At 68.2% G+C, this 16499-nt stretch carries 19 protein-coding genes; 7 read left to right on the top strand and 12 right to left on the bottom strand.

Annotated features, from left to right (window positions below; all coding sequences use genetic code 11):
• Positions 1–129 precede the first annotated feature (129 nt).
• The 6 genes from FDA38_RS16905 to FDA38_RS43095 are packed head-to-tail and all read right to left on the bottom strand — an operon-like array spanning position 130 to position 3122.
• A complete protein-coding gene (locus FDA38_RS16905; RefSeq protein WP_137254966.1) occupies positions 130–873 on the bottom strand; it encodes a hypothetical protein in 744 nt (247 codons plus the stop codon).
• Positions 866–1195 carry a hypothetical protein gene (locus FDA38_RS16900; protein WP_137254965.1) on the bottom strand — a complete coding sequence of 110 codons (330 nt, stop codon included), beginning with the start codon at positions 1193–1195 and terminating at the stop codon, positions 866–868. Before FDA38_RS16900 ends, FDA38_RS16905 begins: the two co-directional genes overlap by 8 nt.
• Positions 1195–1530 carry a YnfA family protein gene (locus tag FDA38_RS16895; protein WP_137254964.1) on the bottom strand — a complete coding sequence of 112 codons (336 nt, stop codon included), beginning with the start codon at positions 1528–1530 and terminating at the stop codon, positions 1195–1197. Before FDA38_RS16895 ends, FDA38_RS16900 begins: the two co-directional genes overlap by 1 nt.
• The gene (locus FDA38_RS16890) at positions 1527–1964 is read right to left on the bottom strand and encodes a MerR family transcriptional regulator (RefSeq protein WP_137254963.1); all 438 of its coding nucleotides are present in this window, start codon (positions 1962–1964) and stop codon (positions 1527–1529) included. Before FDA38_RS16890 ends, FDA38_RS16895 begins: the two co-directional genes overlap by 4 nt.
• Complete coding sequence (locus FDA38_RS16885; protein WP_137254962.1) at positions 1961–2248, bottom strand: hypothetical protein; 288 nt, start codon at positions 2246–2248, stop codon at positions 1961–1963. Before FDA38_RS16885 ends, FDA38_RS16890 begins: the two co-directional genes overlap by 4 nt.
• Positions 2249–2291: 43 nt before the next feature.
• A complete protein-coding gene (locus FDA38_RS43095) occupies positions 2292–3122 on the bottom strand; it encodes a DUF1707 and FHA domain-containing protein (RefSeq protein WP_233714764.1) in 831 nt (276 codons plus the stop codon).
• An 85-nt stretch (positions 3123–3207) separates the two neighbouring features.
• Between FDA38_RS43095 and FDA38_RS16870 the strand changes: the two genes are divergently transcribed.
• The 3 genes from FDA38_RS16870 (at position 3208) to FDA38_RS16860 (ending at position 5660) form a co-directional block, all read left to right on the top strand.
• A complete protein-coding gene (locus FDA38_RS16870; RefSeq protein WP_137254961.1) occupies positions 3208–4284 on the top strand; it encodes an ATP-dependent DNA ligase in 1077 nt (358 codons plus the stop codon).
• Positions 4281–5042 carry a polyprenyl diphosphate synthase gene (gene uppS / locus FDA38_RS16865; protein WP_137254960.1) on the top strand — a complete coding sequence of 254 codons (762 nt, stop codon included), beginning with the start codon at positions 4281–4283 and terminating at the stop codon, positions 5040–5042. The genes FDA38_RS16870 and uppS overlap by 4 nt, the downstream gene beginning before the upstream one ends.
• A gap of 66 nt (positions 5043–5108) precedes the next feature.
• Complete coding sequence (locus tag FDA38_RS16860) at positions 5109–5660, top strand: hypothetical protein (RefSeq protein ID WP_137254959.1); 552 nt, start codon at positions 5109–5111, stop codon at positions 5658–5660.
• On the opposite strand, the gene FDA38_RS42255 is transcribed toward FDA38_RS16860, so the two are convergent.
• Both FDA38_RS42255 and FDA38_RS16855 read right to left on the bottom strand, forming a co-directional pair.
• Positions 5604–5780, bottom strand: coding sequence for a hypothetical protein (locus FDA38_RS42255; protein ID WP_170989756.1), 177 nt, complete (start codon positions 5778–5780; stop codon positions 5604–5606). The genes FDA38_RS16860 and FDA38_RS42255 overlap by 57 nt on opposite strands.
• Positions 5780–7669 carry an ABC transporter ATP-binding protein gene (locus FDA38_RS16855; RefSeq protein ID WP_137254958.1) on the bottom strand — a complete coding sequence of 630 codons (1890 nt, stop codon included), beginning with the start codon at positions 7667–7669 and terminating at the stop codon, positions 5780–5782. Before FDA38_RS16855 ends, FDA38_RS42255 begins: the two co-directional genes overlap by 1 nt.
• 133 nt (positions 7670–7802) lie before the next feature.
• Between FDA38_RS16855 and FDA38_RS16850 the strand changes: the two genes are divergently transcribed.
• From FDA38_RS16850 to FDA38_RS16840, 3 genes are read left to right on the top strand one after another with little or no spacing between them, the layout of a single operon-like run.
• Entirely contained in the window at positions 7803–8243 is a 441-nt protein-coding gene (locus tag FDA38_RS16850) for an SRPBCC domain-containing protein (protein ID WP_137254957.1), read from the top strand.
• The gene (locus FDA38_RS16845; RefSeq protein ID WP_233714763.1) at positions 8240–8569 is read left to right on the top strand and encodes an ArsR/SmtB family transcription factor; all 330 of its coding nucleotides are present in this window, start codon (positions 8240–8242) and stop codon (positions 8567–8569) included. The genes FDA38_RS16850 and FDA38_RS16845 overlap by 4 nt, the downstream gene beginning before the upstream one ends.
• A gap of 11 nt (positions 8570–8580) precedes the next feature.
• On the top strand, positions 8581–9024 hold the full coding sequence (locus tag FDA38_RS16840; protein WP_137254956.1) for an SRPBCC family protein: 444 nt from the start codon (positions 8581–8583) through the stop codon (positions 9022–9024).
• On the opposite strand, the gene FDA38_RS16835 is transcribed toward FDA38_RS16840, so the two are convergent.
• Both FDA38_RS16835 and FDA38_RS16830 read right to left on the bottom strand, forming a co-directional pair.
• Complete coding sequence (locus FDA38_RS16835) at positions 9021–9791, bottom strand: enoyl-CoA hydratase/isomerase family protein (RefSeq protein WP_137254955.1); 771 nt, start codon at positions 9789–9791, stop codon at positions 9021–9023. The two genes, FDA38_RS16840 and FDA38_RS16835, sit on opposite strands and share 4 nt — an antisense overlap.
• Before the next feature lie 24 nt (positions 9792–9815).
• Entirely contained in the window at positions 9816–11414 is a 1599-nt protein-coding gene (locus tag FDA38_RS16830; RefSeq protein WP_137254954.1) for an ABC-F family ATP-binding cassette domain-containing protein, read from the bottom strand.
• 63 nt (positions 11415–11477) lie between these two features.
• Between FDA38_RS16830 and ypfJ the strand changes: the two genes are divergently transcribed.
• Positions 11478–12383 carry a KPN_02809 family neutral zinc metallopeptidase gene (gene ypfJ / locus FDA38_RS16825; protein WP_137254953.1) on the top strand — a complete coding sequence of 302 codons (906 nt, stop codon included), beginning with the start codon at positions 11478–11480 and terminating at the stop codon, positions 12381–12383.
• Between the two features lie 56 nt (positions 12384–12439).
• On the opposite strand, the gene FDA38_RS16820 is transcribed toward ypfJ, so the two are convergent.
• Positions 12440–15439, bottom strand: coding sequence for a hypothetical protein (locus tag FDA38_RS16820; RefSeq protein WP_137254952.1), 3000 nt, complete (start codon positions 15437–15439; stop codon positions 12440–12442).
• 21 nt (positions 15440–15460) lie between these two features.
• Positions 15461–16291 carry a hypothetical protein gene (locus tag FDA38_RS16815; protein WP_233714762.1) on the bottom strand — a complete coding sequence of 277 codons (831 nt, stop codon included), beginning with the start codon at positions 16289–16291 and terminating at the stop codon, positions 15461–15463.
• Between the last annotated feature and the right edge of the window lie 208 nt (positions 16292–16499).

Genomic DNA, 16499 nt, shown 5'->3' with positions numbered 1-16499 from the left:
CCTCGCGGACGTACTTCTCGGCGTCTTCCGGAGTCTGATCCAGCTGGTAGTCCGCCGTCGGTGATGCCTTCGCAGACCTTGTCGTAGATCTGCTCGGGATCTCCCGGGATTGCCTTCCAGAAGGCGAAGTCAGAGCTCATGGGTCCTCCGTTGGAGTGCGTGGCCGAGGGTGGTTGAGGCTGTTGTTAGGGCGGAGCGGTTGGCTGCGGGGAAGGGTTTCCAGAAGGGAAAGAAGGTGCCGTGGGGCCAGGGGGTTGGGTGGGATTGGGGGCAGGCTGCTTGGAAGGCGCGGAGGACTGCGGGTGGGAGATTGGTGGAGAGGAAGGGCTGGGTGCTGAGCGGGGTGCCTGTGCTGAGGGCGGTGGGGGTTGGGAGGGTCTCCTCCACGGCGATAGAGCCGTAGAGGGCGCCGGTGCGGGCGGTGAGGTCCCGCAGTACGTCGGTTGCCCAGACGGCCAGCCTGTACGCCGCCTTGCGGTCCTTCGCGGTCGACAGTTCCTCGGGCCAACCCAATGCGCCGGCGGAGAGCGAGATGGCTACCGGATGAGGTTCTGTTGCCGTGCCCAACAGATGCTCGACGATCACCGTGCCGATTCCTTTGCGCCGAAACCCGGCCTTCAGCGGACGCGACATCGGGTGCGCGCCATGCACCATCGAGTCGAACTCGGCGCCGCTGAGGTGCTCAGTCGAGCGGTCCTCCAGATCCTGCAGCATCGCGAACGCGCGGCCCCGCGGGGCGATCTCGACCACGCCGGACGATGTGCAGCCGAACTCGATCGCGGTGTCACACGCCTGCCCAAAGGCCAGCTCGTCATCCGAAGCCACCCACACCGCGATCGTCAGATGCGGCGGCGACGGGTAGAGGTCAGTCACCTTGGAGATGGAGTTCGGTGGGTGGGTCTGTGGCGCAGCGTTCGGCGAGGTGGTGTACGGCGGTCAGGAGGGTGCGTTCCTCATCGGTGGTGGCGAGGGTGCGCTCCGTCTGCAGCTCCGCCAGGAGCTGAGGCATCTCGGCTGCGGTCAGGATCAGGTCGCGGTACGGGTCGACGCGCCGCAGCATCGGGAGGTTGCTTCGTTGGCAGATGCCTGGGAACACGTCAGCCGGGTCCGGTACGACGTCCAGTTGGGTCAGTTGGCGGCGTTTGCCGCTTGTGCCGGGCTGGATCACCTGGGTGAGTGCTACGTCTACTCCCATTATGAGCTTCGCGGGGCGTACATGATGACGGCTACTCCTAGGAGGCAGATTGCTGCGCCTAGCAGGTCGTAGCGGTCGGGTTTGAAGTGGTCGAGGAGGATGGCCCAGGTTAGGGAGCCGGCTACGAAGATGCCGCCGTAGGCTGCGAGGATTCGGCCGAAGTTGGGGTCGGGTTGGAAGGTGGCTACGAAGCCGTAGGCGCCTAGGGCAACTATTCCGCCGGCGATCCAGAGGAGGCCGCGGTGTTCGCGCCAGCCTTGCCAGATGAGCCAGGCGCCGCCGATCTCCGCCACGGCGGCCAGGAGGAACAGCAGAACCGACTTGAGGGTCGTCACGCGAGGTCGGTCCTGGTGTCGCGGGTGGCGCCGAGCTCCTCGAACGGGAGGGGGCAGGCTGGGTTGCCGGCGCAGGTTGCCAGGTCGTCGCAGCCGGCGGTGAGGGCGGCGTGGAGGGTTTCGGCGATGACCGTCAGGTCGGCGATCTTGGCTTCCACATCGTTGAGTTTCTCGCGGGCGCGGGTCTGGAGGCCGGCTCCGTCGCCGCGGGCGTGTCGGTGGCGGGCGGTGTCGAGTAGCTCGGAGACCTCGGTGAGGGTGAATCCGAGGCGCTGGGCTGCCTTGATCACGCGCAACGTCGTGACGGCTTCCGAGGGATAGATGCGATGGCCGCCGAGGCTTCGCGCGGGTTCGGCGAGGAGGCCGCGGCGTTCGTAGTACCGGAGGGTTTGGGGGTTGACGCCGGCTGCGGCGGCTAGCTCGCTGGATCTCATTGGAGTCCGTCTAGTACGGCGGTTTGCGTTGGTGGGACTGTGATCCGCAGCCGTAGGTGGTCGGCGGCCGGGGTCAGGGTGAAGGTGAAGAACGAGCAGCACTCGAGCTCGCGGGCGGTGAGGTCTTCGACCGTCGCGCGGGATTCGGGGGCGAGGGTGAGGTCGAGGGTTTGAGGGTCGACGCGGTTCGAGTCGCGGAGGTGGTCGGCAAAGAGTTGGTCGAACTCGGCGACGCGGAACGGGCGTTCCGCGGTCGGCAAGGTGCAGGCATCCGGGGCTTCCATGAGATCGACGGTAAACCTGTACCGGAGTACCGGATGCAAGTTCTCAGTCGGTCCAGGTCAGGACGTACGCGACCGCGCCGAAGCTGACCCGGTCCCCCGGGCGTACGCGGACGGTGGTGGTGATGCGGAGGTCGTTGACGGTGGTGCCGTTCATCGAGCCGAGGTCGCGGAGCATCCAGCCGTCGTCGACGTGCCGGAGCTCGGCGTGGTACCGCGAGACGGAGACGTCGGCCATCCGCAGCGTCGCACCCGGCCCACGCCCGATCCGCACGGTCGGCGAGCCGGGAGCGGGGAGGGCCAGCCCAGGAAGCGGTACGGCGGGTTGCTGCCGCACCCAGGTGAACCGTGGAAGGGCGTCGAGCCACGACGCAACCACACCAACCGGGTCGAACCGCGGCGAACGGGTGGGCCGAGCGGCGCGCTCGGGGTAGGCGGTGGGGCCATGCGCCAGATCGTGTGGTGTCGCGGGCCGGTACGCCGAGTCGTGCGGGCCGGCGGAGCCGTACGCGGCGCCCGCGCCGTACGCGGGATCGTGGGCGGACGCGGGATCGCGGGCGGACGCGGCACGGCCCGCGGAGTCCTGCGGGTGGGCCGCCGTCCGCGCGTTCGGCGAAACCTGCCTGTCCACCTTCAACCGTGGCAATCGGGCCCAGACGGCTCGGGTCCAGGTGCGGGAGCGGGGTTCGGTGGGTGGCAGGTCGCGGATGGCGTCGGCCAGTTCGGCGCGGCTTTGGGCGCGGAGGACGAAGTTCATCCGGCGGATGAAGGTGTCGTGGGACAGACGGCCCGAGCCGGCGCCGTCCCGCAGTACGGCGAGCGCGCGGTCCCGTTCGGCGTCCGACGGACGCTTCTGCTCGAGCGGAACCGAGGTCATGAAACGCATTGTCCGTGGCGCGCCGGTTCACTGTCCACCGCAGGCGTTGCTGGTGAGTGTCGGTGCGGTGGGACAGAATGCAGGAATGCGACTGCCTGTCATGCCGCCGGTCAAACCGATGCTTGCCAAACCGGTGAAGGAGATTCCGCGCGGTGAGTTGAGCTACGAGCCCAAGTGGGACGGGTTCCGGTCGATCATTTTCCGCGACGGCGACGAGGTGGAGATCGGCAGCCGGAACGAGAAGCCGATGACGCGGTACTTCCCCGAGCTGGTCGAGGCGGTGAAGGCGAATCTCCCGGAGCGCTGCGCGATCGACGGCGAGATCATCGTGATCGGCGAGTCCGGCGACCGGCTCGATTTCGAGGTGCTGCAGCAGCGCATCCACCCGGCCGCGAGCCGCGTGAACATGCTCTCGGAGAAGACCCCGGCCCGCTTCGTCGCGTTCGACCTGCTAGCGCTCGGTGACGACGACTACACGGAGCGCCCGTTCAGCGAACGCCGTACGGCGCTGATCGACGCCCTGGCGAACGTCAAGGCCCCGATCCACGTCACCCCAGCGACCGCCGACCACGACACCGCCGCGCAGTGGTTCGAGCAGTTCGAGGGCGCCGGCCTGGACGGCCTGATCGCGAAGCCGCTGGACGGTCTCTACGTCCCGGACAAGCGCACGATGTTCAAGATCAAGCCGGAGCGTACGGCGGACTGCGTCGTCGCCGGCTACCGCGTCCACAAGAGCGGCGAGGACCGGATCGGCTCGCTCCTCCTCGGGCTGTACAACGAGGACGGCACGCTGGCCAGCGTCGGCGTGATCGGCGCGTTCCCGCTCGAGCGCCGCAAGGAGCTGTTCCAGGAGATGCAGCCGCTCGTCACGACCTTCGACGAGCACCCGTGGGCGTGGGCGAAGCAGGAGGAAGGCGTCCGCACGCCGCGCAACGCCGAAGGCAGCCGCTGGCAGGCGGGCAAGGACCTGTCCTTCGTCCCGCTGCGGCCCGAGCTCGTCGTCGAGGTCCGGTACGACCACATGGAAGGCATCCGCTTCCGCCACACCGCCCAGTTCGTCCGCTGGCGCCCGGACCGTACGCCGGAGTCCTGCACGTACGAGCAGTTGGAGGAGCCGATCAAGTTCGACCTGGCCGACGTACTCTCCAGCGCGCAACGATGAAACCCCACTACCGCCTCTATACAAGCCTGCTCCGGCGCCAACTCAAGGGCATGCCGATGCCGCAGCACGTCGCGATCGTCATGGACGGCAACCGCCGGTGGGCTCGCGGTGTCGGGTACGACGACGTGCGTATCGGTCACCGCTTCGGCGCCAAGCATCTCGAGCAGTTCCTGCAGTGGAGTGCGGACGCAGGGGTCCGGTGCGTGACCGCCTGGGTCGCGTCGGCCGACAACCTGCGTAAGCGGGAGTCGGGCGAGGTCGACTACCTGATGGAGCTGACCGAGACCGTTCTGGCAGATCATGTCCGTCGCGACCACCGCTGGCGGCTGCACGTCGCGGGCCAGCTGGATTTGTTGCCCGATTCAACGGCTCGCGCACTGAAGGAAGCGGTCACGCTCAGCCGGGATCGTGAGGCGGGAGACCTGACGATCGCGATTGGCTACAGCGGCCGGCTCGAGCTGGTCGACGCCGTCCGGTCGATGCTCGACGAAGCCGCGGCGGCCGGCCGATCACTCGACGACGTCGCGGACGCGCTGAGCGAGGACGAGATCAGTCGGCATCTCTACGTGCCTGGCCTGCCCGACCCGGACCTGGTGATCCGGACCAGTGGTGAGTTGCGGATGTCGGACTTCCTGCTGTGGCAGGCAACTCGGTCCGAGATCGAGTTCTGCGACCTGTACTGGCCCGCGTTCCGCGAGGTGGATCTGCTCCGCGCGCTGCGCACGTACGGACGCAGAAAACTGCAACGATCCAGTTGAATACTTCGGCACCGGTTGGGGGCACTATGGGGTTTATACCGACTGGTAAGCATCGGAGGTTACGCGATGTACGACGTCGTACTGCTCGTCGAACAGGAACTGTCCGAGCCCGACGCGAAACGCGTCGTCGAACTACATAACGACATGCCGGAGCCGGTGACGTACCACGTGCTCGTGCCCTGCCACAACGCCGAGGCGGGCGTCGAGGCCTCGATCAGCGCGCTCGGCACCGCGGACCTGTACGGGCCTGGGCTCGCCGGTCAGCGCGAGGACCTCGCCGAGGCACAGAAGGCGATCGACACGGAGGCGAAGGGCTGCAGCGGACGCAGCGTGCAGCGGCTACGCGACCTCGGGCAGCACGCCGAGGGCGGTATCTCGCACGACCGGCCGATCGACGCGCTCGTCGCGACCGTGCAGGCAACGCAGGGGCAGGAGGTCATCATCCTGACCCGCCCGCACATCGTGGCGGAGTTCTTCCACCTCGATTGGACCACCTCGGCGCGCCGGCATCTCGGCGTACCCGTTCTGCATCTGCTCGAGCACGACGCCCAGAAGGCCGGCTCAGTGCGACAGCAGGGCCGCGTAAGCGACGCCGCCGGCGAGACTCGCGATCAGTAGCGACAGCGTCGTCCTGACCGCACGCTCACCGGTGCGGCCGTAGTGGCGGCCGTCCTCGGAGTGGTACGCGAGCTTGAAGCCCGCGTACCCCGCTGCGAGGACGATCGCCAGCTTGATCATCAAACACCTGCCGCCGAACCTGATTCCGTGAACTGCGTGTGGTACAGATCAGCGTACTCGCCACCCGCCGCGAGCAACTGCTCGTGCGTGCCGCGCTCGACGATGTTGCCGTGGTCAACGACAAGGATCAGGTCCGCGTTCCGCACGGTCGACAGCCGGTGCGCGATGACCAGCGACGTACGCCCCTCGAGCGCGGTGTCCAGCGCGCGCTGAACGGCGACCTCGGACTCGGAGTCCAGGTGCGCGGTCGCTTCGTCGAGTACGACGATCTTCGGGGCCTTCAGCAACAACCGGGCGATCGCGAGTCGTTGCCGCTCGCCACCGGACAGCCGGTGACCGCGATCGCCGACGACCGTGTCGAGCCCGTCCGGCAGGCCGGAGACGAGATCCCAGATCTGGGCCGCCCGCAACGCGCCGACCATCTCGTCCTCGGTCGCGTCCGGCTTGGCGTACACCAGGTTGGCGCGGATCGTGTCGTGGAACATGTGCGCGTCCTGCGTGACGTACCCGATCGTGTCGTGCAGGGACTGCAGGGTCACGTCGCGAACATCCTTGCCACCGACCCGCACCGCTCCCCCAGTCACGTCGTACAAGCGGGCGACCAGGTTGGTGATGGTCGTCTTGCCCGCGCCCGACGGACCAACCAGTGCGACCATCTGGCCGGGCCGGATCGCGAAGCTGACGTCCTCCAGGACCTGCGCCGAGACGCGCTTGTCCAACACGGCGACGGCTTCGAGGCTGGCCAACGAGACCTGCTCGGCGGTCGGGTAGGAAAACGCGACATGCTCGAACTCCACGCTGGCCGCATCATCCGGCAGGTCGACGGCGTCCGCCGAATCCTTGATCATCGGCTCGAGATCCAGCACTTCGAAGACCCGCTCGAACGAAATCAACGCGGTCATCACATCGACGCGGATGTTGGAGAGCGCAGTCAGCGGCCCGTACAGCCGGCCGAGCAGCGCGACGAGTGCGAGCAGCGTCCCGATGGTCAATGTCTGCCGTACGGCGAGGTTGCCGCCCACGCCGTACACCAGGGCCGTCGCCAACGCGGCGACCAACGTCAGCGCCGTGAAGAACACACGACCGAGCATCGCGATCCGGATGCCCAGGTCGCGGACGCGGCCGGCGCGCTCGCCGAAGTCCGCGGTCTCCAGCTGCGGCTTGCCGAACAGCGTGACGAGCAGCGCGCCGCCGACGCTGAACCGCTCGGTCATCGCGGTCGACATCTCGGCGTTCAGGTTCATCTGTTCCCGCGTCATCGCGGCCAACCGACGCCCGAGCACTCGCGCCGGGATCAGGAAGATCGGCAGCATCAGGATCGCGACGACGGTCAGCTGCCAGCTCAGCGCCAGCATCGCACCGACGACCAGGATCAGGCTGATCACGTTGGAGACCACACCGGACAGCGTCGAGGTGAAGGCCTGCTGGGCGCCGATCACGTCGTTGTTGAGGCGGGACACGAGCGCACCGGTCTGGGTCCGGGTGAAGAACGCGATCGGCATCCGCTGGACATGTGAGAACACCCGGGTCCGCAGGTCGAAGATCAGCCCCTCCCCGATCCGCGCCGAGAACCAGCGCTGGATCAGGCCGAGCAGCGCCTCGAAGACCGCGAGTACGGCGACCACCAGGGCCAGCGCAGTCACCAGGCCGGCGTTGCCCTTCGAGATCCCGTCGTCGACGATCTTCTTGAACAGCAGCGGCGACGCGATCACGAGCACCGCGGACACGATCACCAGCAGCAGGAACGCCGCGATGTGCCAGCGGAACGGCCTCGCGAACCGCGCGATCCGCGGTAGCGTGCCCTTCGCCAGCTTCTGCCCGGCCACCGACGCGTCCTGTCGGCGCCAGCCCATCGCGCCCATGCCGGGCCGCATCATCGGTGACGACATTCAGTCCCCTCCCATTGGATAGATCTTCTCAACGTTTCGCGCCGCTCGGCGCTTCCCGCAACTCTTGGTTGCGCATTCGTAGATCCACCGCTAGAGTCATGTGCAACAAAAGGTTGCGAAAGGGAGCGGTGAGATGGCCAGGAGCATCGAGCGGGAGATTCGGGTGGAGGCTACCCCGGAGGTGGTCTACGAGGTGGTCAGCTCGCCGGAGCACCTGCGCGAGTGGTGGCCGGACGAGGTCGACCTCAAGCCGGTCGCCGGAGCCACCGGGACGGTCGGCTTCCGGCAGGCCGAAGGCACGAAGGTCGTGCCGGTCACGGTGGTCGAGGCAGAGCCTCCGCACCGGTTCGTCTTCCGCTGGGACTACGACGACGAGACCGCCACCCCGGAGAACTCGCTGCTCGTGACCTTCGAGCTCGTTCCCGTCGACGGCGGCACGCTGCTGCGGTTCGCCGAGACAGGGTGGGACGAGGCCGCCAAGTCCGACGCCCAGCTCGAGGACCACACCAACGGCTGGAACTACTTCCTGCCCCGTCTCACGCCGTACGCCGAAGGGCTGGCGAACCGGCCGTGATCGACGACGAGCTCTGGTCGGCGATCGGTGATCCCACCCGGCGACGGATGCTCGACCTGCTGCTCGCCGACGGCGGCGGTACGTCGACCAGCCTGAGCGACCAGCTGCCCGTCACCCGCCAGGCGGTCGCCAAGCACCTCGCCGTACTCGACCGGGCCGGACTCGTGCACTCCGCACCGTCCGGACGCGAACGTCGCTACACCGTGGACGAGTCGCAGCTCGCCCGCGCGATCAACCAGCTGACCGACGTCACCGAGGCCTGGGACCGCCGGCTGCAGCGCATCAAGCGGATCGCCGAGGCGATCCAGAAGACCCGAGACAACTGAAAGGCACAACCATGTCCGACATCCTGCACCGCGTAGGCATCATCGCGTCCCCGAAGGACGTTTTCACCGCACTCACCACCATCGACGGTCTGGCCGGCTGGTGGACCGAGGACACCAAGGGCGACGTCGACGGCGTCATCGAGTTCCGCTTCGCCACCGCCGGCGGGGACGGCTTCGACATGAAGGTCGTGGAGACCAAGCCCGGCGAGCTGGTCCACTGGGAGGTCGTTGGTGGACCCGACGAATGGATCGGCACCCACGTCACCTTCGAGCTCTCGCAGACCGACGAGTACACGATCATCCTCTTCAAGCAGGCGGGCTGGCGCGAGCCGGTCGAGTTCATGTACCACTGCAGCACCAAGTGGGCCACGTTCCTGATGAGCCTCAAGCAGTACGTCGAGACCGGCAAGGGCGAGCCCGCGCCGCACGACGTACTCGTCAGCAACTGGCACTAACCCAGCGCGGCGATCAGTTCCTTGAGCCGCCGGGACTGAGCCTCGCGCTCGGCCTTCAGCTGATCCTCATAGGTGCGGTCCGCGGCGCCGAGCAGCAATGCCTTCGTCTCGCGGATCGCACCCGGCAGCGGGCCGAGCACGGCGTCGGTCAGGTCCTTCACTGTCGCCGCCAGCTCCTCGGCCGGTACGACGATGTTGGCGAGGCCGATGTCCCGCGCCTCGGCCGCCTCCACCCAGCGGGTCGTCGTACACAGCTCGAGCGCCCGCGAGTAGCCGACCAACTGGACCAGCGGCTGGGTGCCGCCGAGGTCGGGCACCAGGCCGAGGGCCGGTTCGCGCATGCTGAACCGCGCGTCCGGGGTCACGACCCGCAGGTCGCAGGCCAGCGCGAGCTGGAACCCCGCGCCGACAGCGTGTCCCTGGACCGCGGCGATGCTGATGATCTCCGGACTCCGCAGCCAGGAGAACCCGGACTGAAACGCGGCGATCAGCTCCAGCAGCTCAGGCTCCGGCTTCGCGCCCAGCGTCAGCAACGGCTCCTGACCGTCGACGGGAGCGCCGACCATCAGCCGACGGTCGAGACCGGCCGAGAACGACGGCCCCTCCCCCGACACGACGACCACGCGGACCTCGGGCGGCAACGACGTACCGAAGTCGGCCAGGGCGCTCCACATCGCCGGGATCTGCGCATTGCGCACCTCCGGCCGATCCAGCACCACGCGCGCAACCGGGCCGTCCACCGAGAACCGCAGTCCGAGATCCGTCATGGCCCGGATATTACTCGGAAGTAATCAGGCGAGCGAGACCAGGTCGGCGTAGTCGTTCGACCAGAGGTCCTCGACGCCGTCCGGGAGCAGTACGACGCGCTCCGGCTCGAGCGCCTCGACCGCGCCCTCGTCGTGGGTGACCAGGACGATCGCGCCGGTGTACGAGCGGATCGCGTTCAGCACTTCGGCCCGGGAGGCCGGGTCCAGGTTGTTGGTCGGCTCGTCGAGGAGCAGGACGTTCGCCGCGGAGACGACCAGGGTCGCGAGGGCGAGTCGCGTCTTCTCACCGCCGGACAGCACGCTGGCGGGCTTGTCGGAGTCGTCGCCGGTGAACAGGAACGAGCCGAGGACGCTGCGGGCCTGTGTCTCGTTCAGCTCCGGGGCGGCGGACTTCATGTTCTCCAGCACGGTCCGGTTGACATCGAGGGTCTCGTGCTCCTGCGCGTAGTACCCGAGCTTGAGGCCGTGGCCGTCGATGACCTCACCGGTGTCGGCCTTCTCGATCCCGCCGAGGATCCGCAGCAGGGTCGTCTTGCCGGCGCCGTTCAGCCCGAGTACGACGACGCGCGAGCCCTTGTCGATCGCGAGGTCGACGTCGGTGAAGATCTCCAGCGAGCCGTACGACTTCGACAGCTCGCGGGCCATCAGCGGCGTCTTGCCACACGGGGCCGGCGTCGGGAACGAGATCTTCGCGACGCGGTCGGCCTGGCGCTCGTCCTCGAGTGACGACATCAACCGCTCGGCGCGGCGGAGCATCTGCTGCGCGGCGGCGGCCTTGGTCGCCTTGGCGCGCATCTTGTTCGCCTGGTCGACGAGCTGGGTGGCCTTCTTCTCCGCGTTCGCCCGCTCGCGTTTGCGGCGGCGCTCGTCGGTCTCGCGCTGGCTCAGGTACGCCTTCCAGCCGACGTTGTAGATGTCGATCTCGGCCCGGTTCGCGTCCAGGTGGAAGACCCGGGTGACGGTCTCCTCGAGCAGGTTCACGTCGTGGCTGATCATGATCACGCCACCGGGGTACGTCTTCAGGAAGTCGCGCAACCAGATGATCGAGTCGGCGTCGAGGTGGTTGGTCGGCTCGTCGAGGAGCAGCGTCTCGGCCTGGGCGAACAGAATCCGGGCCAGCTCGACGCGGCGGCGCTGACCACCGGACAGGGTCGCCAGCGGCTGGCCGAGGACGCGGTCCGGGAGGCCGAGGTTGGCCGCGATCCGGGCGGCTTCGGACTCCGCGGCGTACCCGCCGGCGGCGTGCAGGTCGGCCTCGGCGCGCTCGTACCGGCGCATGCCCTTGGCGCGAGTCTTCTCGTCGGCGCTGGCCATCGACTTCTCGGCGCTGCGCAGACGTCGTACGACGTCGTCGAGGCCGCGCGCGGACAGGATCCGGTCCCGGGCGAGTACTTCGAGGTCGCCGGTGCGCGGGTCCTGCGGAAGGTAGCCGATCTCGCCCGATTTCGTCACCGAACCGCTGGCGGGCAGTCCTTCACCGGCCAGGATCTTGGTCAGGGTCGTTTTGCCGGCGCCGTTGCGGCCGACCAGCCCGACCTTGTCGCCGGGGCCGACCCGGAACGACGCGGGCGCGAGCAGCTGCCGGGCACCGACGCGAACCTCGAGATTGGAAACAGTGATCATCGGGGTTCGGGGGCGTCCTTACGCTAGAGCTTCAGCCGAGTTTGCTGATCTAGTGTATGTGGCATGAAATTCAATCCGGACGCGGATCTCGACACCAGCGGTGTCGAGGACACCCGTGGGAGTGGCGGCGGGCGCGGCGGTGGGCTGCCGGGCGGGATGATCCCGGTCGGCGGCGGCATCGGCGGCATCATCCTGCTCGTGGTGATCCTGCTGCTGACCGGCGGCCTGCCAGGCGGAGGTGGCAGCGCCGACCAACCGGTCACGCAGAACACGGCACCCGGCAATCTGAGTTCCTGCAAGAAGGGCACCGACCTGCAGGCGAACTCGAACTGCCGGTTCGTCTTCTACCAGAACTCGATCGAGAGCTTCTGGGCCGCGGAGCTCCCCCGGCGGGGGAAGAAGTACACCCGGGCGCCGATGCGGGTCTTCGACGGCTCGGTGAACACCGGCTGCGGCCCGGCCACCAGCGCGGTCGGCCCGTTCTACTGCCCGCCGGACATGCGGGTGTACCTCGACCTCGGGTTCTTCGAGACGCTGCAGTCGGACCTGGGCGCCCGCGGCGGCGAGTTCGCCGAGGCGTACGTCGTGGCGCACGAGTACGGGCACCACATCCAGAACCTGTACGGCATCCTCGACCGGATCAAGACCCGCAACGGCCCGACGTCGGACTCGGTCCGCTCCGAGCTGCAGGCCGACTGCCTGGCCGGCATCTGGACCAACCACGCCACCACGGTCCCGAACAAGAGCGGCCAGCCCCTCATCACCGAGCTCTCCGAGGACGACATCGCCCGCGGCCTCGACGCCGCCGCCTCCGTCGGCGACGACCGCATCCAGCAGAAGACCCAGGGCCAGGTAACCCCGGAGTCCTTCAGCCACGGCACCGCCGCCCAACGCATGAAGTGGTTCCAGAAAGGCATGGACACCGGCGACATGACCGCCTGCGACACCTGGTCCGCCAACCCGCTCTGACACGCCAACGAAGAACCGCCCGGCAAGCGCGCCGGGCGGTTCTTGTTGTGCAGGTGTCAGGCGACCTGGGCGGGGCGGTGGTAGCCGGGGAGGAGTTCGTCGACGAGGGCGTCGGTTTCGGCTTCCGGGCCGCGGGGGGCGCCGTGTTTGGTGAGGGCGGCGTACAGCTGGCCGGCGACGTTGGTGACATCGGCCGTCGTACCGAAGTGGGATGCCAGGCGGAGCGTGGCTCGCCACAGTTCCTCGGAGGCCGGCGAGAAGCTGAGGCCGGTCTGGAGGGCGGTGCGGGCCAGGTTGCCGTCGTTGTGGCTGAGGGACGCCTCGGCGAGCCGCAGGGATGCGTCGACGACGGCCTCGGCCATCCGGCGTTCGATGCCGGACGCGGCGAGCCACGAGTAGCGGCCGCCGGGCAGGTTCGCCCAGGCGGGGCCGTGGACGAGGCTGAGCGCCGTCGACAGCGGACCACGCGGGTCGTCCACCATCGTCGCCTGCTTGGCCAGGGTCCGGAACACGTCCCAGTCGACGCGGACGACGCTGCGGTTCAGCATCCAGCGGCCGGACTCGTCGGCGTACATCGCGTCCACACCGACCCAGCGGCGGGTGTGCTCCAGCGCGGCGTCGCGCAGTTCCTCGCTGATGCCGCGCGGCCAGATCGCACCGGCGAGCACGTTCGGGTGTACGCCGTAGTCCTGGCTGGCGAGGAACGCGATGATCTCCGTCGACAGCGAGACCCGGCCCTCGTCGATGACACCGCGAGCGTCCACCTCGACCGGGCCGAGCAGGTCGACCTCGACCGGAGCCGGCTGGCTGAGGTCGGTGGTCGAGAACTCGTACGCCGGCATGTCCTGCTCCGCACGGCGCTTGTCCAGCGCGTCGAACTCGGCCGCGTCGAACAGCGCGACCAGGTCGGCGAACTGCTCCGGGTTGACGCTGTGCGCGTCGACCTCGAGGCCGAGCAGCCGGCAGACGGCCTGGTTCTTCTCGTCCACGACGAACCGCCACGGCGAGTCGAGTACGTCGCCGACCACGACGACCGCGATGCTGCGCTTGGCGTCCGCGGCCAGCCGGTTCAGTTGGTCCTGCTCCTCCGGCGACGGCGGCGCGGACACGAAGATGATCTCCGAGCCCCACAGCGCCGCGTCCGGATGCGTCATCCGGGCATCCGCGACCGAGTCGACGTTCCGCCGCTGGCACGCCTGAACCTGCGCCTCGGTACGCCGGGCAACCTCGCCCATCGCGTCGTCGAGCCGGATCCAGTAGCTCAGCCGGGTCGGCGCCAGCGACGACAGGTCGTCGCCGAATCCGACCATGCTGATGTGCGCGCCCTCGGACCACAGGTTCGTCGCCAGTTCGACGGCCAGCGAGCCGACGACGTCGCGGGACGCGTTGGTCACGCCGCCGAACGAGACGATCCCGTTCGCGGTGTCGAGATCGATCAGCACCGTCGCGCCGTCGGCGTTCTGGCCGACCGTGACGAGCGTCGGGTACGGCGCGGGCGCGCTGACCTCGCTGGTCGGTCCGTACGCGCGGCGCAGCGTCCAACGGGTGCCTTCGGCAATCGCCTGCCACGGACCCGGCGGCTCCGGCTGAGCCTCGTACGGGTCGAGCACCAGCGTCAGCGCCCGGTCGGTCACCAGCGCGGCGACCACCTTCGGCATCGACCGCTGCAGCTGCGTCATGTCGGCACCGAGCTTGCGCAGCGCGTTGTCGACGAACTGCGCGGTCGGGACGTCCGACGCGAGTCGCAGGCCGACCTCGGTCTGCCGGTGACCGGCAGCCTTCGGACCCGGACCCTGCGCCCAGCCACGGCGACGCTTGAGTGCAAGCGCCAGACCGGCCGCGAGCAGCGCCGCACCGAAGCCGTAGATACCGGCCTGCTGCAGGTTGATGCCACCGTCGTCCGTCGCCACCGGAGTCGCCTCGGGAACCTGGATACCGCCACCGGCCGGCTCGCCGTGCTCGGACTGGCCGGTGCCCGGAACGTGCGGCTCGACGGAGACACCCGGCTCCCCCGGCTTGACGTTCTTCGCGCCCGGGTCGCTCTGGGTGGTGCCGATGACGATCGACGAGCCCGGCTCGATGCCCTGCTCGGAGTACCGCGTCGGGTTGCTGGTCTCGGTCTTGCCGCCGGCCTTGGTCTCGGTCTTCGTCGTCGCCTTCGTGGTGGGCTTGACGGCGGTCCGGGTCTCGGTGGTGGTCTTCGTGCTGACCGTGGTCTTGCCGGTGCGGTCGTCGATGCTGACGCGCACGGTGTGCACACCCGGGCCCTTGGCGTCGCCCGGCAGCCGCACCTGCCAGCCCGGCAGGATCAGATCCGGGTTGGTCAGCCGGCGTCCGTCGGGCTGGAGCTTGTTCTTGTTGAGGTCGTAGATCTCCTTGTACCGGCGACCTTCGCCCAGGTACCGCTCGGCGATGTCCCACAGGCAGTCGTAGTTGCGCCCCTGGGGCGGCCGGACCTCGGTGTACTTGATGACCTGACCTTGGTGGTCGTGGTTCGTCCGTACGCCGGTGGTCGTCTTCTGATTGCCCGCGAGGATCTTGCTGGCTGCCTCGGTCTGACGGAACTGCGAGGTCGAGCTCTCATGCCGCGCGGAGACCGAGGTCGGGGCGGCCGGACCGGCGGTGGTGACTGCGCTTGCGACCGGCAGGCTGACGCCCGCACCGGCGGCGATCAGTACGACGGTGCCGATCAGCCGGCGGGCGATCGTCTGCGAACCGCCGCCGAACGGGATCCGTGGCGACAAACCGTGCCCGCGGATCTCGGCGACCGCCTCCGCGATCAGGCAGATGACGAAGTGCAGCCAAGCGATCCAGATGACGAACGCGATGATGCCGAGGACGGTCCGGATGCTCAGCTCGTCGAACAACATGCTGCTGGTCGGCATCTTGTCCGGCCACGGGGTCCCGAAGAACCGCAGCAAGACGTAGGGCACGCCGCCGACGATCGCGAGGATCGCGAGCAGCGCGACGAACCCCTTCAACCGGTCCGCGCCCGGACTCCCCGCCCGCCGCTGCGGCAACCGCGCCGCACGCACCGGCTCATTCGTCCTTACCATCGCTCCTCCATACCCCCACCATCAGCCACCAATGGCCTGAACTTCCTGCACAGGAAGCCGCTGTACAGCTGTGACGTTCGCCTGCCCGATCGGGTGCCATTCACCGGCATCCCTGCCGATCCAGTACGAGACCTCCCACGTGATGGTCAGCTTCACGGTGTACATGCCGTCCGGCTGACTCGCGCTCGACTTCTTGTAGACGTGCTTGCATGTGTTGATCTGGTGGTCCGGATCCTGGGTCTGGTCGTACCCGTCCGGGTCGGCGAGCGGCGTCACACCGACCTTGCAGGTCAAGGTCCCGGTGTTGTCACCCGGATCGATCACCATCTGGACCACCATGCCGCGCATGGTGAGGTTGTGCTTGTCGTCGAACATCCCGCTGGTCATCTCGTCGGGCGTGTAGACCTTCGTGTCGCTCTTGACCAGCATCGAACTGTCAGGCGTCAACGTGAAGAAGGCCGGCACGTTCACCCGCGGCGTGTACGTCGGCATGATCTGCAACGCAGGCGGCGGATACGTGCCTTCGAACCGCCACCAGAACTGCTGCATGTAGTCCGGGAAGGGGCACTGCGCACGATCCTGTGCGTCGACAGGCACGTACGCCCGCTCGAGGTGAGCCCTCGGACCGCCGTTGTAGCTGTCCAAGGTGTAGTCCGTGATCGTGACTCGGAGGACCCACTCCTTGCCGTCCGGCGCCTTCGGCAGCCTGATCCCCTTCGGGATCTCGAAGTCGCGGCACGGCACGAAGGGCCTGCCGTCCAGCCGCTCACGCCAGGTTGGCGGCGTTCCGCCGCCGACGTAAGCCTGCCCGGAGCTGCAATACGCGCCGAAACCGATCGCGTTCACGTACATGCTGCAGACCCTGTTACCGGTCTGGATGGTGTCAGCGGAGGCCGTTGAGACTGGGCCGGCTGTGAGTAGTGCGAGTACCGCGCTCAGGATGAGCAGTGTGCGGGCTACTCGGTTGTGCATCCTCACTCCCCAGACTTGACGGCTCTTCGGCAGATTATCTTCGACCAGGGGCATCATGCCCGTTGCCCAGTGCCCCGTCACCTATTCG

Origin of the sequence: Kribbella jiaozuonensis (assembly GCF_005233875.1) — a bacterium.
Lineage (GTDB): Bacteria > Actinomycetota > Actinomycetes > Propionibacteriales > Kribbellaceae > Kribbella > Kribbella jiaozuonensis.
Note: the sequence above shows the minus strand (reverse complement) of the source record. Positions and strands in the feature narration are given on the sequence as shown.

Coding starts and splice junctions, on each gene's coding strand:
- FDA38_RS16900 (WP_137254965.1), bottom strand. CDS start 1,195: ATGGGAGTAGACGTAGCACTCACCCAGGTGATCCAGCCCGGCACAAGC.
- FDA38_RS16890 (WP_137254963.1), bottom strand. CDS start 1,964: ATGAGATCCAGCGAGCTAGCCGCCGCAGCCGGCGTCAACCCCCAAACC.
- FDA38_RS16885 (WP_137254962.1), bottom strand. CDS start 2,248: ATGGAAGCCCCGGATGCCTGCACCTTGCCGACCGCGGAACGCCCGTTC.
- FDA38_RS43095 (WP_233714764.1), bottom strand. CDS start 3,122: ATGACCTCGGTTCCGCTCGAGCAGAAGCGTCCGTCGGACGCCGAACGG.
- FDA38_RS16870 (WP_137254961.1), top strand. CDS start 3,208: ATGCGACTGCCTGTCATGCCGCCGGTCAAACCGATGCTTGCCAAACCG.
- uppS (WP_137254960.1), top strand. CDS start 4,281: ATGAAACCCCACTACCGCCTCTATACAAGCCTGCTCCGGCGCCAACTC.
- FDA38_RS16860 (WP_137254959.1), top strand. CDS start 5,109: ATGTACGACGTCGTACTGCTCGTCGAACAGGAACTGTCCGAGCCCGAC.
- FDA38_RS42255 (WP_170989756.1), bottom strand. CDS start 5,780: ATGATCAAGCTGGCGATCGTCCTCGCAGCGGGGTACGCGGGCTTCAAG.
- FDA38_RS16855 (WP_137254958.1), bottom strand. CDS start 7,669: ATGTCGTCACCGATGATGCGGCCCGGCATGGGCGCGATGGGCTGGCGC.
- FDA38_RS16850 (WP_137254957.1), top strand. CDS start 7,803: ATGGCCAGGAGCATCGAGCGGGAGATTCGGGTGGAGGCTACCCCGGAG.
- FDA38_RS16840 (WP_137254956.1), top strand. CDS start 8,581: ATGTCCGACATCCTGCACCGCGTAGGCATCATCGCGTCCCCGAAGGAC.
- FDA38_RS16835 (WP_137254955.1), bottom strand. CDS start 9,791: ATGACGGATCTCGGACTGCGGTTCTCGGTGGACGGCCCGGTTGCGCGC.
- FDA38_RS16830 (WP_137254954.1), bottom strand. CDS start 11,414: ATGATCACTGTTTCCAATCTCGAGGTTCGCGTCGGTGCCCGGCAGCTG.
- ypfJ (WP_137254953.1), top strand. CDS start 11,478: ATGAAATTCAATCCGGACGCGGATCTCGACACCAGCGGTGTCGAGGAC.
- FDA38_RS16820 (WP_137254952.1), bottom strand. CDS start 15,439: ATGGTAAGGACGAATGAGCCGGTGCGTGCGGCGCGGTTGCCGCAGCGG.
- FDA38_RS16815 (WP_233714762.1), bottom strand. CDS start 16,291: ATGTACGTGAACGCGATCGGTTTCGGCGCGTATTGCAGCTCCGGGCAG.